Raw genomic sequence first — 15,928 nt, 5'->3', positions numbered from 1 at the left:
AAAAGTAAAACTTCTTTTTGTTTCTCGCAAGAAAAATTTAAAAATTTTTGAAACTTTTTTTTCGTTTCCTTTTTCTAATTTTCCTTCCAATACCTCAATGAACTTTCCGTGTTTTGCGGGGTGCAAATGTAAAAAGCATTTTCAAATCTCACAAGCTTTTTTGAATCTTTTTTTTAGAAAATTTCTTTTCTTTTAAATCCATTTGCTTGCCAGTATTTCGATGAACGCTTTCGCTGTTGCGGGTGCAAAAGTACAACCTTTATCCACTTTACCAAGCCTTTTTATTATAAAATTTTAACCTTTTTTAAAACTTTTTCTTAACTGTCTCATAACAGCTTGTTTATAATTTTTAAAAAAATAGCTTAAAGTAGGATTTTCCTTTCTTCAAGTGCTGTTTTGATGTTTTTCGGTTTATTTTGGTATTAGTTTTTGCCGATTTTTCAGTCTTGGCGCCTGATTTTTCTCTTTTAATTACCCTTTGAAATCCTATTTCCGCTAATATTCTTCTGAAAAACCATCCCCTAGCCCCGATGGGAGGGAAAATCCTTTTGTTTTGGGGTTCAAAACAAAAGATTTGGAAGGACAGCGGGAAATAGCTACTAAACTTGAATGCAAATTTTTTAAAATTGCTGCTCACTATCGCTAGATCTCAAATTCCGAAACCCAAAAGTCTTCGAATTCGATCAGCCCGACAAAAAGCACCCTTATATTTATAGTATCGTTTTTTACCTAGAATTATATATACTTGAAAACAAACCCGACACGTCAAAAAAACTTGTCGGGTCCAAAACAGGCATTCGCTATCCCACGACGCTATATTACTTTAAACAATCTATACAGGTTGGATAAATCAAGACACATTATATTGCACATATAGAAAAGCAATACATATATAATAAGTAAACTTGTACATATATATTGTATGTGTTTTTGTAATCATGTATATTTGCACTCACAAAATTATAAACAATGATCAAGATTACTTTACCCGATGGGTCAATTAGAGAGTTCGCTTCAGGCGCAACTCCAATGGAGGTCGCTAAAAACATTAGCGAAGGTTTTGCTAGAAACGTTATTTCAGCATCTTTTAATGGTACAACTATTGAAACCGAAACTCCATTGACGACCGACGGTAATCTTATACTATATACTTGGAACGATGCCGAAGGAAAAAAAGCTTTCTGGCATTCGACTTCGCACGTAATGGCACAGGCTCTTGAAGAACTATACCCTGGAATTAAATTAACTCTTGGACCAGCAATTGCCAATGGCTTCTATTATGATGTAGATTTTGAAGATCAAAAAATTGTTGAAGCTGACTTTAAAAAGATTGAAGATCGCGTACTTGAGATTTCAAGAGAGAAACATGAATTCAAAATGCGTCCTGTGACTAAAGCTGAAGCTTTAGAAATGTATAAAGACAATGTTTACAAAACTGAATTGATTTCTAATCTTGAAGATGGAACTATTACTTTCTGTGATCATTCTACATTTACTGATTTATGTCGTGGTGGACATATTCCTAATACTGGAATTATCAAAGCGATTAAAGTAATGAGTGTTGCGGGCGCTTACTGGAGAGGTGATGAAAAAAACAAGCAGTTAACTCGTGTTTACGGAACTTCATTTCCTAAACAAAAAGATTTAACTGAGTATCTTGAACTTCTTGAAGAAGCGAAACGCCGTGATCACCGTAAACTTGGTAAAGAACTTGAGTTGTTTGCTTTTTCTCAAAAAGTTGGACAAGGTTTACCTTTATGGTTACCAAAAGGAGCTGCACTTAGAGAGCGTTTGGAACAATTTTTAAAAAGAGCACAAAAGAAAGCAGGATACGAGCAAGTTGTGAGTCCACATATTGGTCAAAAAGAATTATATGTTACTTCTGGTCACTATGCCAAATATGGTGCAGATAGTTTTCAACCTATTCATACTCCAGCAGAAGGTGAAGAGTTTTTATTGAAACCGATGAACTGTCCTCACCATTGTGAAATCTATAACGTAAGACCTTGGTCGTACAAAGATTTACCAAAGCGTTATGCTGAATTTGGTACTGTGTATAGATATGAACAATCTGGAGAACTACACGGCTTAACTCGTGTTAGAGGATTTACTCAGGATGATGCGCATATTTTTTGTACTCCGGAGCAATTGGATGAAGAGTTCAAAAAAGTAATTGACCTTGTATTATATGTATTTGGTTCGTTAGGTTTTGAAAACTTTACTGCTCAAATTTCGTTGAGAGATCAGGAAAATAGAGAAAAATATATTGGTACTGATGAAAATTGGGAAAAAGCTGAAAATGCAATTATCAATGCTGCTGCAGACAAAGGTTTAAATACTGTAGTTGAATATGGTGAAGCTGCATTTTACGGTCCAAAATTGGATTTTATGGTTAAAGATGCATTGGGAAGACAATGGCAATTAGGAACAATACAGGTAGATTATAACTTACCTGAGCGTTTTGACTTGACTTATAAAGGTGCTGATAACGAATTACACAGACCAGTTATGATTCACAGAGCTCCTTTCGGCTCTATGGAACGTTTTATTGCTATTTTACTTGAACATACAGCTGGAAATTTCCCTCTTTGGCTAATGCCTGAACAAGCTATAATCTTGTCTTTGAGCGAGAAATACGAAATATATGCTAAAAAAGTTTTAGATTTGCTAGAAAATCACGAAATTCGCGCCCAGATTGACAACCGAAACGAGACAATAGGCAAGAAAATTAGAGATGCAGAAATGCAGAAAACACCATTTATGCTGATTGTAGGAGAAGAGGAGGAGAAAAATAACACTATTTCTATTCGTCGACACGGACAAGAAGGAAAAGGGAATATTACAGTTACCATAGACGAATTTGTCAGAATTGTAAACGAAGAAATAAATAAAACATTAAAAGTTTTTAAAGTTTAACTTAAATTATAAAGTCATAGCAATAAGAAGCAACAGAGGTTTTCAACCTCGCGTAGAAAAAAAAGATGCACACAGAATAAATAACAATATTCGTGGTGTACAAGAAGTAAGACTAGTAGGTGAAAACATCGAGCCTGGTGTATTTAAACTAGCGGAGGCATTACGCTTAGCTGATCAATTTGAATTGGATCTAGTTGAGATTTCGCCAAATGCTGAGCCACCGGTTTGTAAAATCATGGATTACAAGAAATTTGTTTACGAACAAAAGAAACGTGACAAGGTATTAAAAGCTAAATCGTCTCAAGTTGTAGTAAAAGAAATTAGATTTGGCCCTCAGACTGACGAGCATGATTACGAGTTTAAAAGAAAGAATGCTGAAAAGTTCCTTAAAGAAGGTGCAAAATTAAAAGCATTCGTTTTCTTCAAAGGTCGTTCTATCATCTATAAAGATCAAGGTCAGATTTTATTATTACGTTTAGCAACAGATCTGGAAGAACATGGTAAAGTGGAAGCTATGCCTGTTTTGGAAGGTAAGAGAATGATTATGTTCATTGCTCCGAAAAAGAAGAAGTAGTCTAAGTTTACAGTTTCAGTATGAACTGAAATCATAAATATGACACAAAGATATAAGTAAGTAAGAATAAATTAAAACACTAGGAAAAATGCCTAAAATGAAAACAAAATCTAGCGCTAAGAAACGTTTTAAAGTTACTGGCTCTGGAAAGATTAAAAGAAAGCATGCTTTTAAAAGTCACATCCTGACTAAAAAATCTAAAAAACGTAAATTAGCTTTGACACACTCAGCGCTAGTTCACTCAACAGATATGAAAAGCATTAAACAACAATTAAGAATTATCTAATAATTCTTTAGGTTAAAAAATTATTTATATAACCTTGGAGTATGGCTTTTAAGTTCCTTTGATTCAATTCAGGACGCCTGCTACAAAAAAACATTAAAATTATGCCAAGATCGGTAAATTCAGTTGCTAAAAGAGCAAGAAGAAAAAAAATAATGAAGCAAGCCAAAGGTTTCTTTGGAAGACGTAAAAACGTTTGGACAGTTGCTAAGAATGCAGTAGAGAAAGCAATGTGCTACGCTTACCGCGATAGAAAACAAAACAAAAGAAATTTCCGTGCATTATGGATTCAACGTATTAACGCTGGAGCCAGATTAGAAGGAATGTCTTATTCTCAATTCATGGGAAAAGTTAAAGCTAACGGAATCGAATTGAACCGTAAAGTTCTTGCAGATTTAGCTATGAACCACCCGGAAGCTTTCAAAGCTATTCTTAATAAAGTAAAATAAACGTTTATCAACTCAATTTAAGATTACTTACTTATCATAAAAAACCCAGTCATTCGATTGGGTTTTTGCTTTCTAATAGTTTATCAAGAATAGAAACTAGATTTATTACATTTGTATTAAATCAAATGCATTCACTATTTTTAGAACATATTCAAAAATTTATCTCCTTAGAATTTCATGAGATTAATATTTTAGAATCTAGTTTGGATATTACAAAAAGAAACAACATGTTTTACAAGAAGGCCAGATTTGTAATACGATGTCTTTTATTGCAAAAGGTTGTTTTAGACAATACATCATTAATAATAAGGGAACAGAACAAACACTTCAATTTGGAGTTGAAAGCTGGTGGATTACTGATTATTTAAGCTTTCACAATCAGACACCATCACATTTTTATATTCAGGCTGTAGAAAACTCTGAAATTATTGCAATTGAAAAACCTGTCCTCGAATCCTTATTAATTCAGATTCCTAAATTAGAACGCTACTTTCGAATCGTTTCACAAAAAACATTTGGTGCGGCTCAAATGCGTATCAAATTTTTATTTACGATGTCAGCAGAGGAAAGATATCGACATTTTAGCAATCTTAATCCGGAATTTGTTCAGCGAGTTCCTCAATATATGCTTGCCTCCTATCTTGATTTCTCGGCTGAGTTTATGAGTAAAATAAGAGCTGGAAAGGTGTAAATGCATTTCTTGAAGTAGTTCAAGATTTACAAAATATGATTGACTGACCTTTGTTTCAACTTTAAAAACAAGTAAAATGAAACCAAGAATCGTTATCGCAACAGTTGCTCCAGAAGCTTATCAAGCCCTTATTAATTTAGAAAGTTATATTTCTAAAACATCATTGACACCAACACATAAAGAACTCATCAAAATTCGTACTTCACAAATAAACGGATGTGCTTTTTGTATTAACATGCATACTGCAGATGCCAGGAAATATGGCGAAACTGAACAACGCATTTATCTTATAAGCACATGGCGCGAAGCGGACATTTATACAGAAGAAGAAAAAGCAATTTTGGCTTTGACCGAAGAAGTAACTTTGATCAGTAATCATGTTTCTGAAGAAACATATCAAAATGCAGCCCGTTTATTTGATGAAAAATATTTAGCAGAAATTATCCTGGCTATTATTACAATCAATTCATGAAATAGATTTGCTATCACAACAGGATTAAGGGCTGTCTAATTCTTAATAAAAACATACAAAAAAGGCTTTTTCATAAATTTGAAAAGCCTTTATATTTTTCACACTAGATATAACCAGAGCAAATAATTATGTTTTTAATTTTTTCTTTTTTGCAGCCGGAAACAAAACGTTATTTAAAATCAATCGATAGCCAGGAGAATTTGGATGCAAATCCAAAACTGTTGGGGGATCACCTACCTGATGCTGATAATCTTCGGGATCGTGTCCTCCAAAAAAAGTAAACATTCCTTTTCCTTTTTCTCCATGAATATAGCGTGCTTCACCATTAAGTTCACATGCTCCCATAATTAAAACATTAGATTTGATCAATGCTGAATCAAATGAAGTAGTCTGCCCCATAAATCCTTTTACCAATTGTGTATGATTTTGACAAAGCATACTTGGTATTGGATCCCATTTTGCAGAGTATTCCATTAAAGTGAAATAATCTTTATCAGGTGTTATTCTACGTTTTGTAGTCATATCAATATCTGAAAATTCATACTGTTCCGGTCTTCGTTCAAGTGTAAAATCTTTAAAGGCAAAAGAATTTCCATAGTTCAATTTTGATTGATAATTCGGTTCACTTGCATCTCCATCAAACATTGCTTCACAGATATCAACCCCATCTGCTGTTAAAGAAATATCAAAACTATCCGTTGCAGAACACATTGCAAACATAAAACCTCCCCCAACAACAAAGTCTCTGATTTTTTTAGCTACGGCTCCTTTTTCCTCTGAAACTTTTGAATAGCCTAACTTACTAGCCAAAGCTTCTGAATCCTTTTTTTGTTCAATATACCAAGGTGTATTTTTATAAGCTGAATAAAACTTACCATATTGACCGGTAAAATCTTCATGATGCAAATGCAACCAGTCGTAAAGTAACAACTGATCACTTAAAACCTCTTCATCATAAATTGGTGTAAAGGGAATTTCGGCATATGTTAAAACTAATGTTACAGCATCATCCCAAGGTTGTTTGCCTTTTGGAGTATAAACTGCAATTTTAGGAGCTTTTTCCAAAATAACTGATTCCATATTTTGAGAGGGACTCGAAATTTCATCTAAAATTGACGCTTCTTCACTATCAGAAATAATTTCAAAACTTACTCCACGAATTTTACACTCTTTACGAATTTCATCTGCGTCCGGTAATAAAAATGAACCACCACGATAGTTTAGTAACCAACTCGCCTTGTAATCCTTACTCAAACACCAATAAGTAATACCATAAGCTTTAAGATGATTTTGTTGTGTAGCGTCATCCATCGGTAGAAGTACATAAGAAGCCTTTACCGACAGTGTTACCAAAAACAATACTACATATATTAAATTTTGTTTCATTCGACAACTATTTAAGGGTAAAGATATAAAGGAAGTACTAAAAAACCATGTTGAGACCTGAATAATTATATCAAAGAAACTTTATTCTTTTTTAATTTATTTAAAAAAGAATAAAACAAAAAAACAGGTATAAATACTTACAAGAGATACGGATATTATCTTTAAATTTGATGATTAAAAAAACTTGTAAGAAATGAAAATTAATAATACAAATAAAGAATCGAAGAACTTAAATATATTAAAAAAAATAGCTCTTTGTATATTAGTAATTACTATTATTTTGTATTATATAATATCTATTCAATTTTTGAGTAATTAAAGTGTTAAAACTGCAATTTCATTTTGAATAGCATATACGACTAATCCAGCAATATTTCTTGATTCTGTTTTAAGTAATAAATTATTTCTATGCCCTTCTACTGTTCTCGGACTCAAAAAAAGTTCTTCGGCAATTTCTGCAGTTGTTTTTTGATTACAAATAAGTTGAAGTATTTCAATTTCCCGAGGCGATAAAAATCCTGATTCCAAATTTATTTTAGAATTTTTAGAAGGTTGAATAGTATCTTGTATTGTTTTTAAAATAGTTTCATTATAAAAAAATCCTTTAGAAGCAACTTCATTTATCGTGTTCACTAAATCTTTTGGGGTTGTACTTTTTACTAAATAAGCGACTGCACCTACCTGAATTATATTAGTTACAAATGATTTTGTATCATAACTTGTTAAAGCAATAATTTTAATTTCGGGAAAAAATTTTCGAATAATTTTAGTAGCCTCCACACCATTTAAAACAGGCATTTTTAAATCCATGATAATAATATCTGGTTTAGTTTCATTAATATTCAAATGAGAAATCAGTTCTTCTCCATTTGATGCTTCAAAAAGGATTTCAATATTTTTTTCTCTTTGAAGTAAAAAAGAAATTCCTTTACGAAACAAAACTTCGTCATCAACTAAACCTATTTTGATATTAAGATCATCCATTTTTTTTAGGCATTGAGTCTTTTAGAATTTGAAAATTACAAAAAATAACTAATAAAAAAACAGCATTGAAATATAAAATTAAGATACCATGAAAACAATAATTTTGTTAAAAAGTAAAAAAAACATCAATTCCCTTGTTTACCTCCGAACTTATTTCAATATTACCATTTAAAAAAGATATTCTACTATCAATATTTTTCATTCCAAGTCCTTTCTGATTTTCTGATTTTTTAGAATCAAACCCTACACCATTATCTTTATAAATACAGCTGTTAATTCCATTTACTTTATCAAAAATTATAGAAATTTCAGTTGCTTTTCCATGTCTTAAAGAGTTATTCATCAACTCTTGCAGGATTCTAAAAACATGTAAGTGCTTGTTTTTTTCATTTTCATTAAAATCAATTTTATTTTGATAAAAGACTTTAAGAGATTTACTGCTTTCAAATTCTTCACATAATTCCTCTACACCTGCATGAAGTCCAAATTTATCAAAAACAGGAGGAAGTAAATTGTGAGCAATTTTTCTGGAATTATCTAAAGCTTTTGCTGTAAGATTGATAATATTAGTTGTAATCTCTTTGGTTTCAGCTTCTGTTAAGTTCGCAGAAGTAAGCAAATAACTATTTAATGAAACTACATTTAACTTTGAACTAATATCATCGTGTAAATCCTGAGCTATCCTTTTACGTTCTTCCTCTTGTGTAATAAGAACAGCATGTAATTGATCTCTTTGATGTGTCAGTATTAAATCTTTTTTCTCTAATTCTTTTTGAATGATTTTTTTTCTGGAGAAATAAAAAAAGACAATCAGAGCAATTGACACAATCATAAAAAAAAGCGATGTATATAAAATAATCGCGACTATCTCTTTTTCAGGAATTGAATTTACATTCATATAAATTTGTGGTATTTCTTTTATTATTGAATATAATGCAAAATCAAAGATATTCATTTAATTTTATCAGAGAAATACCTTTAAAAATAATTTAATTAAATTATTTTTTATTCTGATTCAACACAAGGCGGGCAAGGTCTGGTACCATCGTAAACATCTTCAGCTTCTTTAGATGTTAAAGTGGTTGTTTTAATTACATTATTTTGATCTAAGCCAATTAAAATTGTTGTTACTTTTCCTTTTGAATTAAGTCCTAAGAAAACCCCAATATTTTTATTGTTTTTAGCTACCATGGCCTCAATAATTTCAGACTCTAAACTAAAATAGCGAAAACGATTCCCTTCGTAAGAGGTTATTTCATCTAAATCAGAAACTGTATTTAACTTTTTTTGCCAGGCTTCTATCCAAACCGAAGCATCTTTTGGCAATAACAAATGTTTGGTTAATAAGGATGTTCTTTTATTAGTTTTACTTATAGACAATTCATTAAGCTTAGTTAAGTTTAATTCTTTCAAAATTGTTGATTTAACAGAACCTAAATCATCTCCCGATTTATCAACACCAATCACTTCTATCCGTATTGTATTATCAGCATAACCTAATACAAAATGTACTTCTTCAATATTAGGCGTTTCTACTAATGCCTTCATTTCCTCTGTAGAAAATAAATAAGCAGCAACTTGTTTTTGGGAACTGGCAAATTTAGCATCTAACTTTGCTGTCAACCAACTTTCTTTTTGTAAAGTTGTTGCTGAAATAGCATCATCCTGAGTACTTTCTTTTTGACATGAGAACATAAAAACCATAATTGTAAAAACAATGTGTACTTTAATTTTTTTCATAGTTAATGATTTAATATTATGATAATTCAACAAAATTGTTAAGCTTACAAAACAGTTTTTTTAGAAAAACTTATTTTCCATTCATATAAAATAACCAATTGGTATATTAAAAACAGAAAAGCATTTAATGTCCAGGAAAAATATTTCACATCCTTACTCAAAGTTAAAGTAATATTTCCTACCAAATACAAAATAGTAGAGCCTAACATAAAAAAAATAATACCTATCGTAATATAATAATACGTTTTATGTTCTGTAAGCATATTATAAAAATGTAATAATGCGAACACTACTATCAATAAAGAAGTAAGAGTAATTTCGAATAAATTAAATTTTAAAAATTGTTTAGGATCAATAAAAAATTGAACACTCAATACTAATAAAGCAAAATACAAACTACACTTTACAACTTTTGCTTGAGATTTTAATTTTAAAATCGAAGCATAAAACAAACTTAATAAAATCATTTGTCCTATAACAAAAATATTGATTAGAAATAAATTATCTAATTTCAAATGATACATCCACTCCATAGTAATTTGCATTATAAAAGCAAAAAGCAAATAACTTATAAAAAAAACATTAGCTTTTTCCAAAAGGAAAAAGCTATAGGTGTATAAAATCAGATTAATTAATAAAAAAAAATAACCTGAATATATTAAAAAATCTATCATTAATATTGAATTTCAGTGTTTTAAAAAGGAGGTGAAGGACGTGTTCCATCGTAAACAACATCTCCTAATATTTTTGCCTCATCCTGATTTACAGGTGGCCCGTAAACGTCGATATATTTACCTGTTTCTTTGTCTAGTTTTGCCCCAACAAATAGTAATGTCTTTTCATTTTGATCATTAATACCAATATAGGCACGAACTGCTTCAGCCTCTAGCTGTAATACAGTTTCTAAACTTTCTCTTGGAATTAAATAGGATCTTACTTTGTTCTTATTATCCTCTACGAGATTCTCATCCTCGTATCTTTTTTCCCATTCTTTAGCTACAGCTAATGAAATTTGAATTGGTCCTGGAAATTTTTCTTCTGACATAATTTTGATTTTTGTTAGGTTATTATGTTAAAATCAAGAATAATTTTTTAGCTAAACTAAGGAATTATTTTAAAAAATTAACATCTACTAATAAAAAAGCAATAGTTATTACTGAAAAAAAAATACTGATAAACAACCACTTGCACTTACCTTAATTAAAAAACAGGTATAAATACGCATATCCAAATTTTTATTATGACTTAAATTTGGGATTAATCTCTTAGCAAAAAACTTATGTAACAGAGTCATTTGCCAAGGAAATTATTTTTTTGAATATTTTCTAAAACCAAACATTAGAGTAATAATAAGCAATTACAAAATATAATCGCTTATAACATAAAAAAGGCTGTTCATGTCATTTTATTTAAGAAAAAACATGGAATAATATAGTTTTGAATAGCTTGATTAATTAATCTTTTAAAACTTAATATAAAGCTTGTAACTGATTAAGAATTGAAATTCATAAAGGAGACAGTGAAAAAGCTAAAAAACATCTAATTTATTTTTTAACTATATAACTAAAAACTATGTCTACAGAACCATTTATTGGAGAAATAAAAATTTTTGGGTTTGATTTTGCACCTCGAGGCTATATGAGCTGCAGTGGTCAACTCTTATCAATTGCACAAAATACCGCTCTTTTTTCTTTACTGGGTACAACTTATGGAGGAAACGGAGTTCAAACTTTTGGGCTTCCTAATTTGCAGGGGCGTATGCCTATTGGGCAGGGTCAAGGCCCAGGATTACCATTACATGTCATGGGTGAAGCTGCTGGTACTCCAAATGTAACATTGCTAACATCTAATATCCCATCACATATTCATACATTGAGTAATGTTAGTGTAAAAATAAAGGCCTCATCAATGAATGCTGACGAATCTGTCCCAGAAGGTAATTTCCCTGCAACAACAATAAATCCCACTTATTCAGGAAATGGAGCAACTCCAAATGTTTTTACAGGAGGAACAACTGTTTCCGGTACTACAGATATAACAGGAGGAAGCCTTCCTCTATCTATTATGAATCCTTATTTAGTTATCAATTATTCAATAGCTACTCAAGGAATTTTTCCAAGCAGAAATTAAAAAAAACTCTTAAAACAAAGCATTATGTCTACAGAACCATTTATTGGAGAGATAAAAATATTAGGATTTAATTTTGCTCCCCTAGGCTACTTAACATGTCAGGGACAACTTATGAGTATTGCCCAAAACACAGCTTTATTTGCACTCTTAGGAACTAATTATGGAGGAAACGGGCAAACCACATTCGGATTACCTGATTTACAAGGACGTGTACCTATTGGTCAGGGACAAGGAGCTGGTCTCCCATATCATAATATCGGAGAAATAGGCGGTTTACCTAGCACTACATTACTTTTATCAAATTTACCACAGCATATTCATACATTGAGTAATGTTAGCGTAAAAATAAAGGCCTCATCAGGGAATGCAGATGAATCTGTACCAGAAGGTAACTTCCCAGCTACAACAATAACTCCCACTTATTCAGGTAATGGACCTTCACCAAATGTTTATACAGGAGGCACAACAGTAAGCGGAACATCAGATGCAACAGGTGGAAATGCGCCTTTTAATATAATGAATCCCTACTTAACTATTAATTATTCCATCGCAACGGAAGGGATATTTCCAAGCAGAAATTAATTAAAAACATTAAAGGAAATTTTCAATATGGAAGTTTCCTTTTTTACTTAAACAATATGCAAACAATAGGTATTTTATTAGCCCGATCAACATACTATCAAAGCATTAGTTTCGATCTTTATGAGGGACTACGTTCCGGATTAAAACATTTAGGAAGAAACGACATTCGAATCGTTACAGAAAATATAGGTTTTGGTTCAGATAAACAACAATGTTACCGCAGTGCGGAAAAACTTTTACTAGAAGAAAACGTTTCTGTAGTAATTGCTTACATAGGTCACCGTATGGCGCAATTACTTCGTCCGCTTTTTCTTGCCGCCAACAAAATGTTAATTGTTTTAGATGCCGGAGCTAATTTGCCTCACGAATGGCCTGCTTGCCCAAATATTTTTTATCATTCACTACACAATTCCTTAGGGGCTTCAATGGCTGCCAGACAAGCCGTAAATGATGGATATACATCAGCTGGAATGGTGACAGGTTACTATGATGGAGGCTATTTACATACTTATGGTATATCAAAAGGATTTGAAGAAAATGGAGGAAAAATCGCTTTTAATCATGCCACAGGATATAAGGAAGAAGACTTTACGATTGCACCTTTAAAAGACCATTTAGAAAAATTTCCTAATAGTGCCTTATTGAGTTTATTTAGCGGTGATTTTGTTCACTGGTATTTTGAAGGTATCAAAAACTCATTTGAAGGACAAAACATTCCAATTTACTTAGCTCCTTTCGGGTTGGAAGAAATGATGCTGGCGGATGCAGAATATCCTGGTGGCAACATAAAAGGAATTGCAGCCTGGTCTAAAAAAATAGACTCTGAGGAAAATAAAATATTTATCGAAACAATCACAGCAGCGAACAGGACTCCTAATATATTTTCATTACTAAGCTGGGAAAGTGCTTCTTTAGCATTAAAAGTTATAGAATTAATTGTCCAGTCTAAAAATAACATGACGCAAATAGCCTCAGGCATCAAATCTTTTACGTTTAAAAGTCCAAGAGGTACTATTTATTTTGATTCTAAAACAAATACTTCTATTTCACCTTTATACAATTCAACTATAATTCCAAATAGTGAAGGGAAATGTGAAATACAGATAGAAAGTATTGCAAATGATGTATTTGAACATTTTCAAAAATTAACTAATCAGAACCTCAGTAATTCAACATCGGCATGGTATAATAGCTATACGTGCATTTAATTATGGAAGCACAAAAAAAAATATTAGTACTATGTGGTGGAAAATTTGCTTTTAAAGCACTACAATTATTAGCATTTGAAAAATTCATATGTGCCATTGGAATTGGAAAAGGAAGCCATACAATCATAGACGCACTAGAGAGAGAAGCTGAAGACAACAATTTTGGTTTTAAATCTTTCCCCAATACTAAAAGCATATCTGAAATGAGAACATGGATTGATAAGATCCAACCTGACTACATCTTTTGTATCTCATTTCCATTTTTAATTCCTGAAAGCGTTTTAGCATACGGAGAAAATAAATTCATCAATTTTCATCCCGGACCGCTGCCTCAGTATCGGGGACCAATGCCCATTTTTGAAGTTCTTAAAAATCAGGAAACCGAAACCGCCATCTGTGTCCATTTTATGAACTCAAAATTTGATGAAGGAAATATCATTTTTAATGATTCTATTGTTATTGAAACGGGTGATACTTATGGCAAACTAACAGTAAAACTAAGTGAACATTTGGCTCAAGTTGCATTGAATACGGCAAATATGCTGCAATTTGCCAATAATATTCCCAACGAGCCACAAGATGAAACACGATCCTATTATTATGAAAAGCCAGATTTGTCAGACACTTATATTAATTGGAAACGAATGACAGCAGCGGAAATAATTTCACTAATAAATGCTTGTAATCCTTGGAATAATGGTGCTGATGCAACGCTATTAGGAGAACAGATTAAAATAATTTCAGCTTATTTATTAAATGAATCTCATGAAAATCAACCGGGAACAATAGTTTCTTTCACTAATACCTTAAATATAGCTTGTGAAGATAAAAAACAAATTGCGATTGAAATTCTTAGTGCAGATCAAGGTATAATGACGGCTTCACAATTTATAGCACTAAAACCTGTACTGGCAGAAATTCTTAACTAATTTTTAACAAATAACATCTAATTAAATTATGTAACCATGAAAAAAAACTTTACTTTAATTTTTATATTGTTCCTCTCCCTGTTTTGGACTGGAGGAAATGCACAAACGCTATTTTGGAGCGACACCTTTGAAGATACGGGGGCTCCAAGTACTGGAACCAGAACACCATCAATTGCCTATTTTTCTTGTAACAGTCCAGCAACTTCGTATTTCTTTAGAACTGCACTAGCTGGAATTGCTTTGCAATCTGATACTTATTCTGGATTTGAAGGTACTAAATTTTTTGCAGCCGAAGATATTGATAGAGGACCGACCTGCACAAACGCTTCTATAAGTGCCAATCAACAAGTAACCTGGACCGGTATTAATATTAGTGGAAAATCAGGACTATCATTTAAAGGTCTTTTTGCTTGTAATCAATTTAATGGTAGTTACCAAGGAACGGACTGGGGTTCTGCTCAGGATTTTATGGCCATAGAATATAGAATTGATGGAGGGGCATGGACAAAAGCCATCGGAATATATTCAAATAACGCTAATAGCTCCAATACATTTAGTGTAGATACTAACGGTGATTTATTAGGAGACGGAACAGCTTTAAGTTATGCCTTTACAGAATTAACAGCATCAATATCCGGGACAGGAACTACTTTAGATATCCGTTTTAATTGTCATGTAAATGCTACTGCGTCTCAAGAAATTGCAGTAGACAATTTTCGCCTTTTCGAAGCACCCTCTTGTACAGCACCTATCATAACTGCTAGTCCTTCAGACCAATCAATTTGTAATGATGGTAATACCACATTCTCAGCATCCGCAACTGGTGCGACGGCTTACCAATGGCAGGTAAATACGGGTTCTGGTTTTACAGATATTACAAATAGTGGTGTTTACTCAAATGCTACAACAAATATTTTAACAATCACAGGGGCAACTTCTGGCATGAACGGTTTTTTATATCGCTGCGTAGCTAAGGATGGTTCTTGTAGTAGCAATTCACTTTCAGGATTATTATCCGTAACTACGATTACTTTAACAGCAGCATCTCAAACAAACATTGCTTGTAATGGTGGCTCAACTGGAGCTGCAACAGTAAATGCAGCTACTGGAGGAACAGGACCATATACCTACAACTGGACACCAGGCACCCCAACAGGTGATGGAACAGTTTCTGTTACTGGTTTGACTCCTGGAGTCTGGACCTGTACTGTAACAGATAATATGGGTTGTTCGACGACTCGTACTTTTACAATTACACAACCAACGGCTATCAGTACGGCAACTGCGGCGCAAACAAATGTGTCTTGTAACGGTGGATCTAATGGTTCTGCCTCCGTTACTCCTTCGGGAGGTGCTGGTGGATATACCTACTCATGGTCGCCTTCGGGTGGAACTGCTGCTACAGCAACTGGATTAAGTGCAGGAGCATATACCGTAACGGTAACGGATGCTAACGCATGTACAGCTACTCGAAACTTTACAATCACACAACCAACGGCTATCAGTACGGCAACTGCGGCGCAAACCAATGTGTCTTGTAACGGTGGATCTAATGGTTCTGCTTCTGTTACCCCTTCGGGTGGT

At 32.6% G+C, this 15,928-nt stretch carries 16 protein-coding genes and 1 pseudogene; 11 read left to right on the top strand and 6 right to left on the bottom strand.

Features of this window, described 5'->3' with window-relative positions:
• The first annotated feature begins 969 nt into the window (after positions 1-969).
• The 6 genes from thrS (at position 970) to FLACHUCJ7_RS14265 (ending at position 5,385) form a co-directional block, all read left to right on the top strand.
• Positions 970-2,916, top strand: a complete 1,947-nt coding sequence (gene thrS, locus FLACHUCJ7_RS14290) for a threonine--tRNA ligase (RefSeq protein WP_180909344.1) — start codon at positions 970-972, stop codon at positions 2,914-2,916.
• 22 nt (positions 2,917-2,938) lie between these two features.
• Positions 2,939-3,490 carry a translation initiation factor IF-3 gene (infC, locus tag FLACHUCJ7_RS14285; RefSeq protein ID WP_078226030.1) on the top strand — a complete coding sequence of 184 codons (552 nt, stop codon included), beginning with the start codon at positions 2,939-2,941 and terminating at the stop codon, positions 3,488-3,490.
• A gap of 88 nt (positions 3,491-3,578) precedes the next feature.
• Entirely contained in the window at positions 3,579-3,776 is a 198-nt protein-coding gene (gene rpmI, locus FLACHUCJ7_RS14280) for a 50S ribosomal protein L35 (protein WP_007810722.1), read from the top strand.
• Positions 3,777-3,877: 101 nt separating this feature from the next.
• Complete coding sequence (gene rplT, locus FLACHUCJ7_RS14275) at positions 3,878-4,222, top strand: 50S ribosomal protein L20 (protein WP_007810721.1); 345 nt, start codon at positions 3,878-3,880, stop codon at positions 4,220-4,222.
• A gap of 259 nt (positions 4,223-4,481) precedes the next feature.
• Complete coding sequence (locus tag FLACHUCJ7_RS14270) at positions 4,482-4,913, top strand: Crp/Fnr family transcriptional regulator (RefSeq protein ID WP_230408832.1); 432 nt, start codon at positions 4,482-4,484, stop codon at positions 4,911-4,913.
• A 76-nt stretch (positions 4,914-4,989) separates the two neighbouring features.
• Entirely contained in the window at positions 4,990-5,385 is a 396-nt protein-coding gene (locus FLACHUCJ7_RS14265; RefSeq protein WP_180909343.1) for a carboxymuconolactone decarboxylase family protein, read from the top strand.
• A 126-nt stretch (positions 5,386-5,511) separates the two neighbouring features.
• On the opposite strand, the gene FLACHUCJ7_RS14260 is transcribed toward FLACHUCJ7_RS14265, so the two are convergent.
• From FLACHUCJ7_RS14260 to FLACHUCJ7_RS14235, 6 genes are all read right to left on the bottom strand, one after another.
• The gene (locus FLACHUCJ7_RS14260; protein ID WP_180909342.1) at positions 5,512-6,771 is read right to left on the bottom strand and encodes an asparagine synthetase B; all 1,260 of its coding nucleotides are present in this window, start codon (positions 6,769-6,771) and stop codon (positions 5,512-5,514) included.
• Positions 6,772-7,086: 315 nt separating this feature from the next.
• Positions 7,087-7,755 carry a response regulator transcription factor gene (locus FLACHUCJ7_RS14255; RefSeq protein WP_031457745.1) on the bottom strand — a complete coding sequence of 223 codons (669 nt, stop codon included), beginning with the start codon at positions 7,753-7,755 and terminating at the stop codon, positions 7,087-7,089.
• A 106-nt stretch (positions 7,756-7,861) separates the two neighbouring features.
• On the bottom strand, positions 7,862-8,710 hold the full coding sequence (locus FLACHUCJ7_RS14250; protein ID WP_223255380.1) for a sensor histidine kinase: 849 nt from the start codon (positions 8,708-8,710) through the stop codon (positions 7,862-7,864).
• Between the two features lie 50 nt (positions 8,711-8,760).
• A complete protein-coding gene (locus FLACHUCJ7_RS14245; RefSeq protein WP_078226028.1) occupies positions 8,761-9,495 on the bottom strand; it encodes a hypothetical protein in 735 nt (244 codons plus the stop codon).
• Between the two features lie 44 nt (positions 9,496-9,539).
• On the bottom strand, positions 9,540-10,040 hold the full coding sequence (locus tag FLACHUCJ7_RS14240; RefSeq protein ID WP_230408831.1) for a hypothetical protein: 501 nt from the start codon (positions 10,038-10,040) through the stop codon (positions 9,540-9,542).
• Between the two features lie 149 nt (positions 10,041-10,189).
• Positions 10,190-10,540 carry a hypothetical protein gene (locus FLACHUCJ7_RS14235; RefSeq protein WP_078226026.1) on the bottom strand — a complete coding sequence of 117 codons (351 nt, stop codon included), beginning with the start codon at positions 10,538-10,540 and terminating at the stop codon, positions 10,190-10,192.
• A 527-nt stretch (positions 10,541-11,067) separates the two neighbouring features.
• On the opposite strand from FLACHUCJ7_RS14235, the gene FLACHUCJ7_RS14230 reads away from it, so the two are divergent.
• The 5 genes and pseudogenes from FLACHUCJ7_RS14230 to FLACHUCJ7_RS14210 form a co-directional block, all read left to right on the top strand.
• Positions 11,068-11,625: a phage tail protein gene (locus tag FLACHUCJ7_RS14230; RefSeq protein ID WP_078226025.1), complete on the top strand. Its 558-nt coding sequence runs from the start codon at positions 11,068-11,070 to the stop codon at positions 11,623-11,625.
• Between the two features lie 24 nt (positions 11,626-11,649).
• Positions 11,650-12,207 (top strand): phage tail protein, encoded by a 558-nt coding sequence (locus FLACHUCJ7_RS14225; RefSeq protein WP_078226024.1) that lies wholly within the window; start codon positions 11,650-11,652, stop codon positions 12,205-12,207.
• A 56-nt stretch (positions 12,208-12,263) separates the two neighbouring features.
• The gene (locus tag FLACHUCJ7_RS14220; RefSeq protein WP_180909341.1) at positions 12,264-13,415 is read left to right on the top strand and encodes an ABC transporter substrate-binding protein; all 1,152 of its coding nucleotides are present in this window, start codon (positions 12,264-12,266) and stop codon (positions 13,413-13,415) included.
• A 2-nt stretch (positions 13,416-13,417) separates the two neighbouring features.
• Complete coding sequence (locus FLACHUCJ7_RS14215) at positions 13,418-14,344, top strand: methionyl-tRNA formyltransferase (protein ID WP_180909340.1); 927 nt, start codon at positions 13,418-13,420, stop codon at positions 14,342-14,344.
• Between the two features lie 36 nt (positions 14,345-14,380).
• A pseudogene (locus FLACHUCJ7_RS14210) lies at positions 14,381-15,928 on the top strand (SprB repeat-containing protein); the annotation flags it as partial.

Origin of the sequence: Flavobacterium salmonis (genome assembly GCF_903819435.1) — a bacterium.
Taxonomy (GTDB): Bacteria; Bacteroidota; Bacteroidia; order Flavobacteriales; family Flavobacteriaceae; genus Flavobacterium; species Flavobacterium chungangense.
The sequence above is the reverse complement of the archived record's forward strand: the minus strand, read 5'-3'. Positions and strand labels throughout refer to the sequence as shown.

What these genes read in the sequence shown, in the direction of transcription:
- thrS (WP_180909344.1), top strand. Translation starts at nt 970, where the DNA reads ATGATCAAGATTACTTTACCCGATGGGTCAATTAGAGAGTTCGCTTCA.
- rpmI (WP_007810722.1), top strand. Translation starts at nt 3,579, where the DNA reads ATGCCTAAAATGAAAACAAAATCTAGCGCTAAGAAACGTTTTAAAGTT.
- rplT (WP_007810721.1), top strand. Translation starts at nt 3,878, where the DNA reads ATGCCAAGATCGGTAAATTCAGTTGCTAAAAGAGCAAGAAGAAAAAAA.
- FLACHUCJ7_RS14270 (WP_230408832.1), top strand. Translation starts at nt 4,482, where the DNA reads ATGTCTTTTATTGCAAAAGGTTGTTTTAGACAATACATCATTAATAAT.
- FLACHUCJ7_RS14265 (WP_180909343.1), top strand. Translation starts at nt 4,990, where the DNA reads ATGAAACCAAGAATCGTTATCGCAACAGTTGCTCCAGAAGCTTATCAA.
- FLACHUCJ7_RS14260 (WP_180909342.1), bottom strand. Translation starts at nt 6,771, where the DNA reads ATGAAACAAAATTTAATATATGTAGTATTGTTTTTGGTAACACTGTCG.
- FLACHUCJ7_RS14255 (WP_031457745.1), bottom strand. Translation starts at nt 7,755, where the DNA reads ATGGATGATCTTAATATCAAAATAGGTTTAGTTGATGACGAAGTTTTG.
- FLACHUCJ7_RS14250 (WP_223255380.1), bottom strand. Translation starts at nt 8,710, where the DNA reads ATGAATATCTTTGATTTTGCATTATATTCAATAATAAAAGAAATACCA.
- FLACHUCJ7_RS14245 (WP_078226028.1), bottom strand. Translation starts at nt 9,495, where the DNA reads ATGAAAAAAATTAAAGTACACATTGTTTTTACAATTATGGTTTTTATG.
- FLACHUCJ7_RS14240 (WP_230408831.1), bottom strand. Translation starts at nt 10,040, where the DNA reads ATGCAAATTACTATGGAGTGGATGTATCATTTGAAATTAGATAATTTA.
- FLACHUCJ7_RS14235 (WP_078226026.1), bottom strand. Translation starts at nt 10,540, where the DNA reads ATGTCAGAAGAAAAATTTCCAGGACCAATTCAAATTTCATTAGCTGTA.
- FLACHUCJ7_RS14230 (WP_078226025.1), top strand. Translation starts at nt 11,068, where the DNA reads ATGTCTACAGAACCATTTATTGGAGAAATAAAAATTTTTGGGTTTGAT.
- FLACHUCJ7_RS14225 (WP_078226024.1), top strand. Translation starts at nt 11,650, where the DNA reads ATGTCTACAGAACCATTTATTGGAGAGATAAAAATATTAGGATTTAAT.
- FLACHUCJ7_RS14220 (WP_180909341.1), top strand. Translation starts at nt 12,264, where the DNA reads ATGCAAACAATAGGTATTTTATTAGCCCGATCAACATACTATCAAAGC.
- FLACHUCJ7_RS14215 (WP_180909340.1), top strand. Translation starts at nt 13,418, where the DNA reads ATGGAAGCACAAAAAAAAATATTAGTACTATGTGGTGGAAAATTTGCT.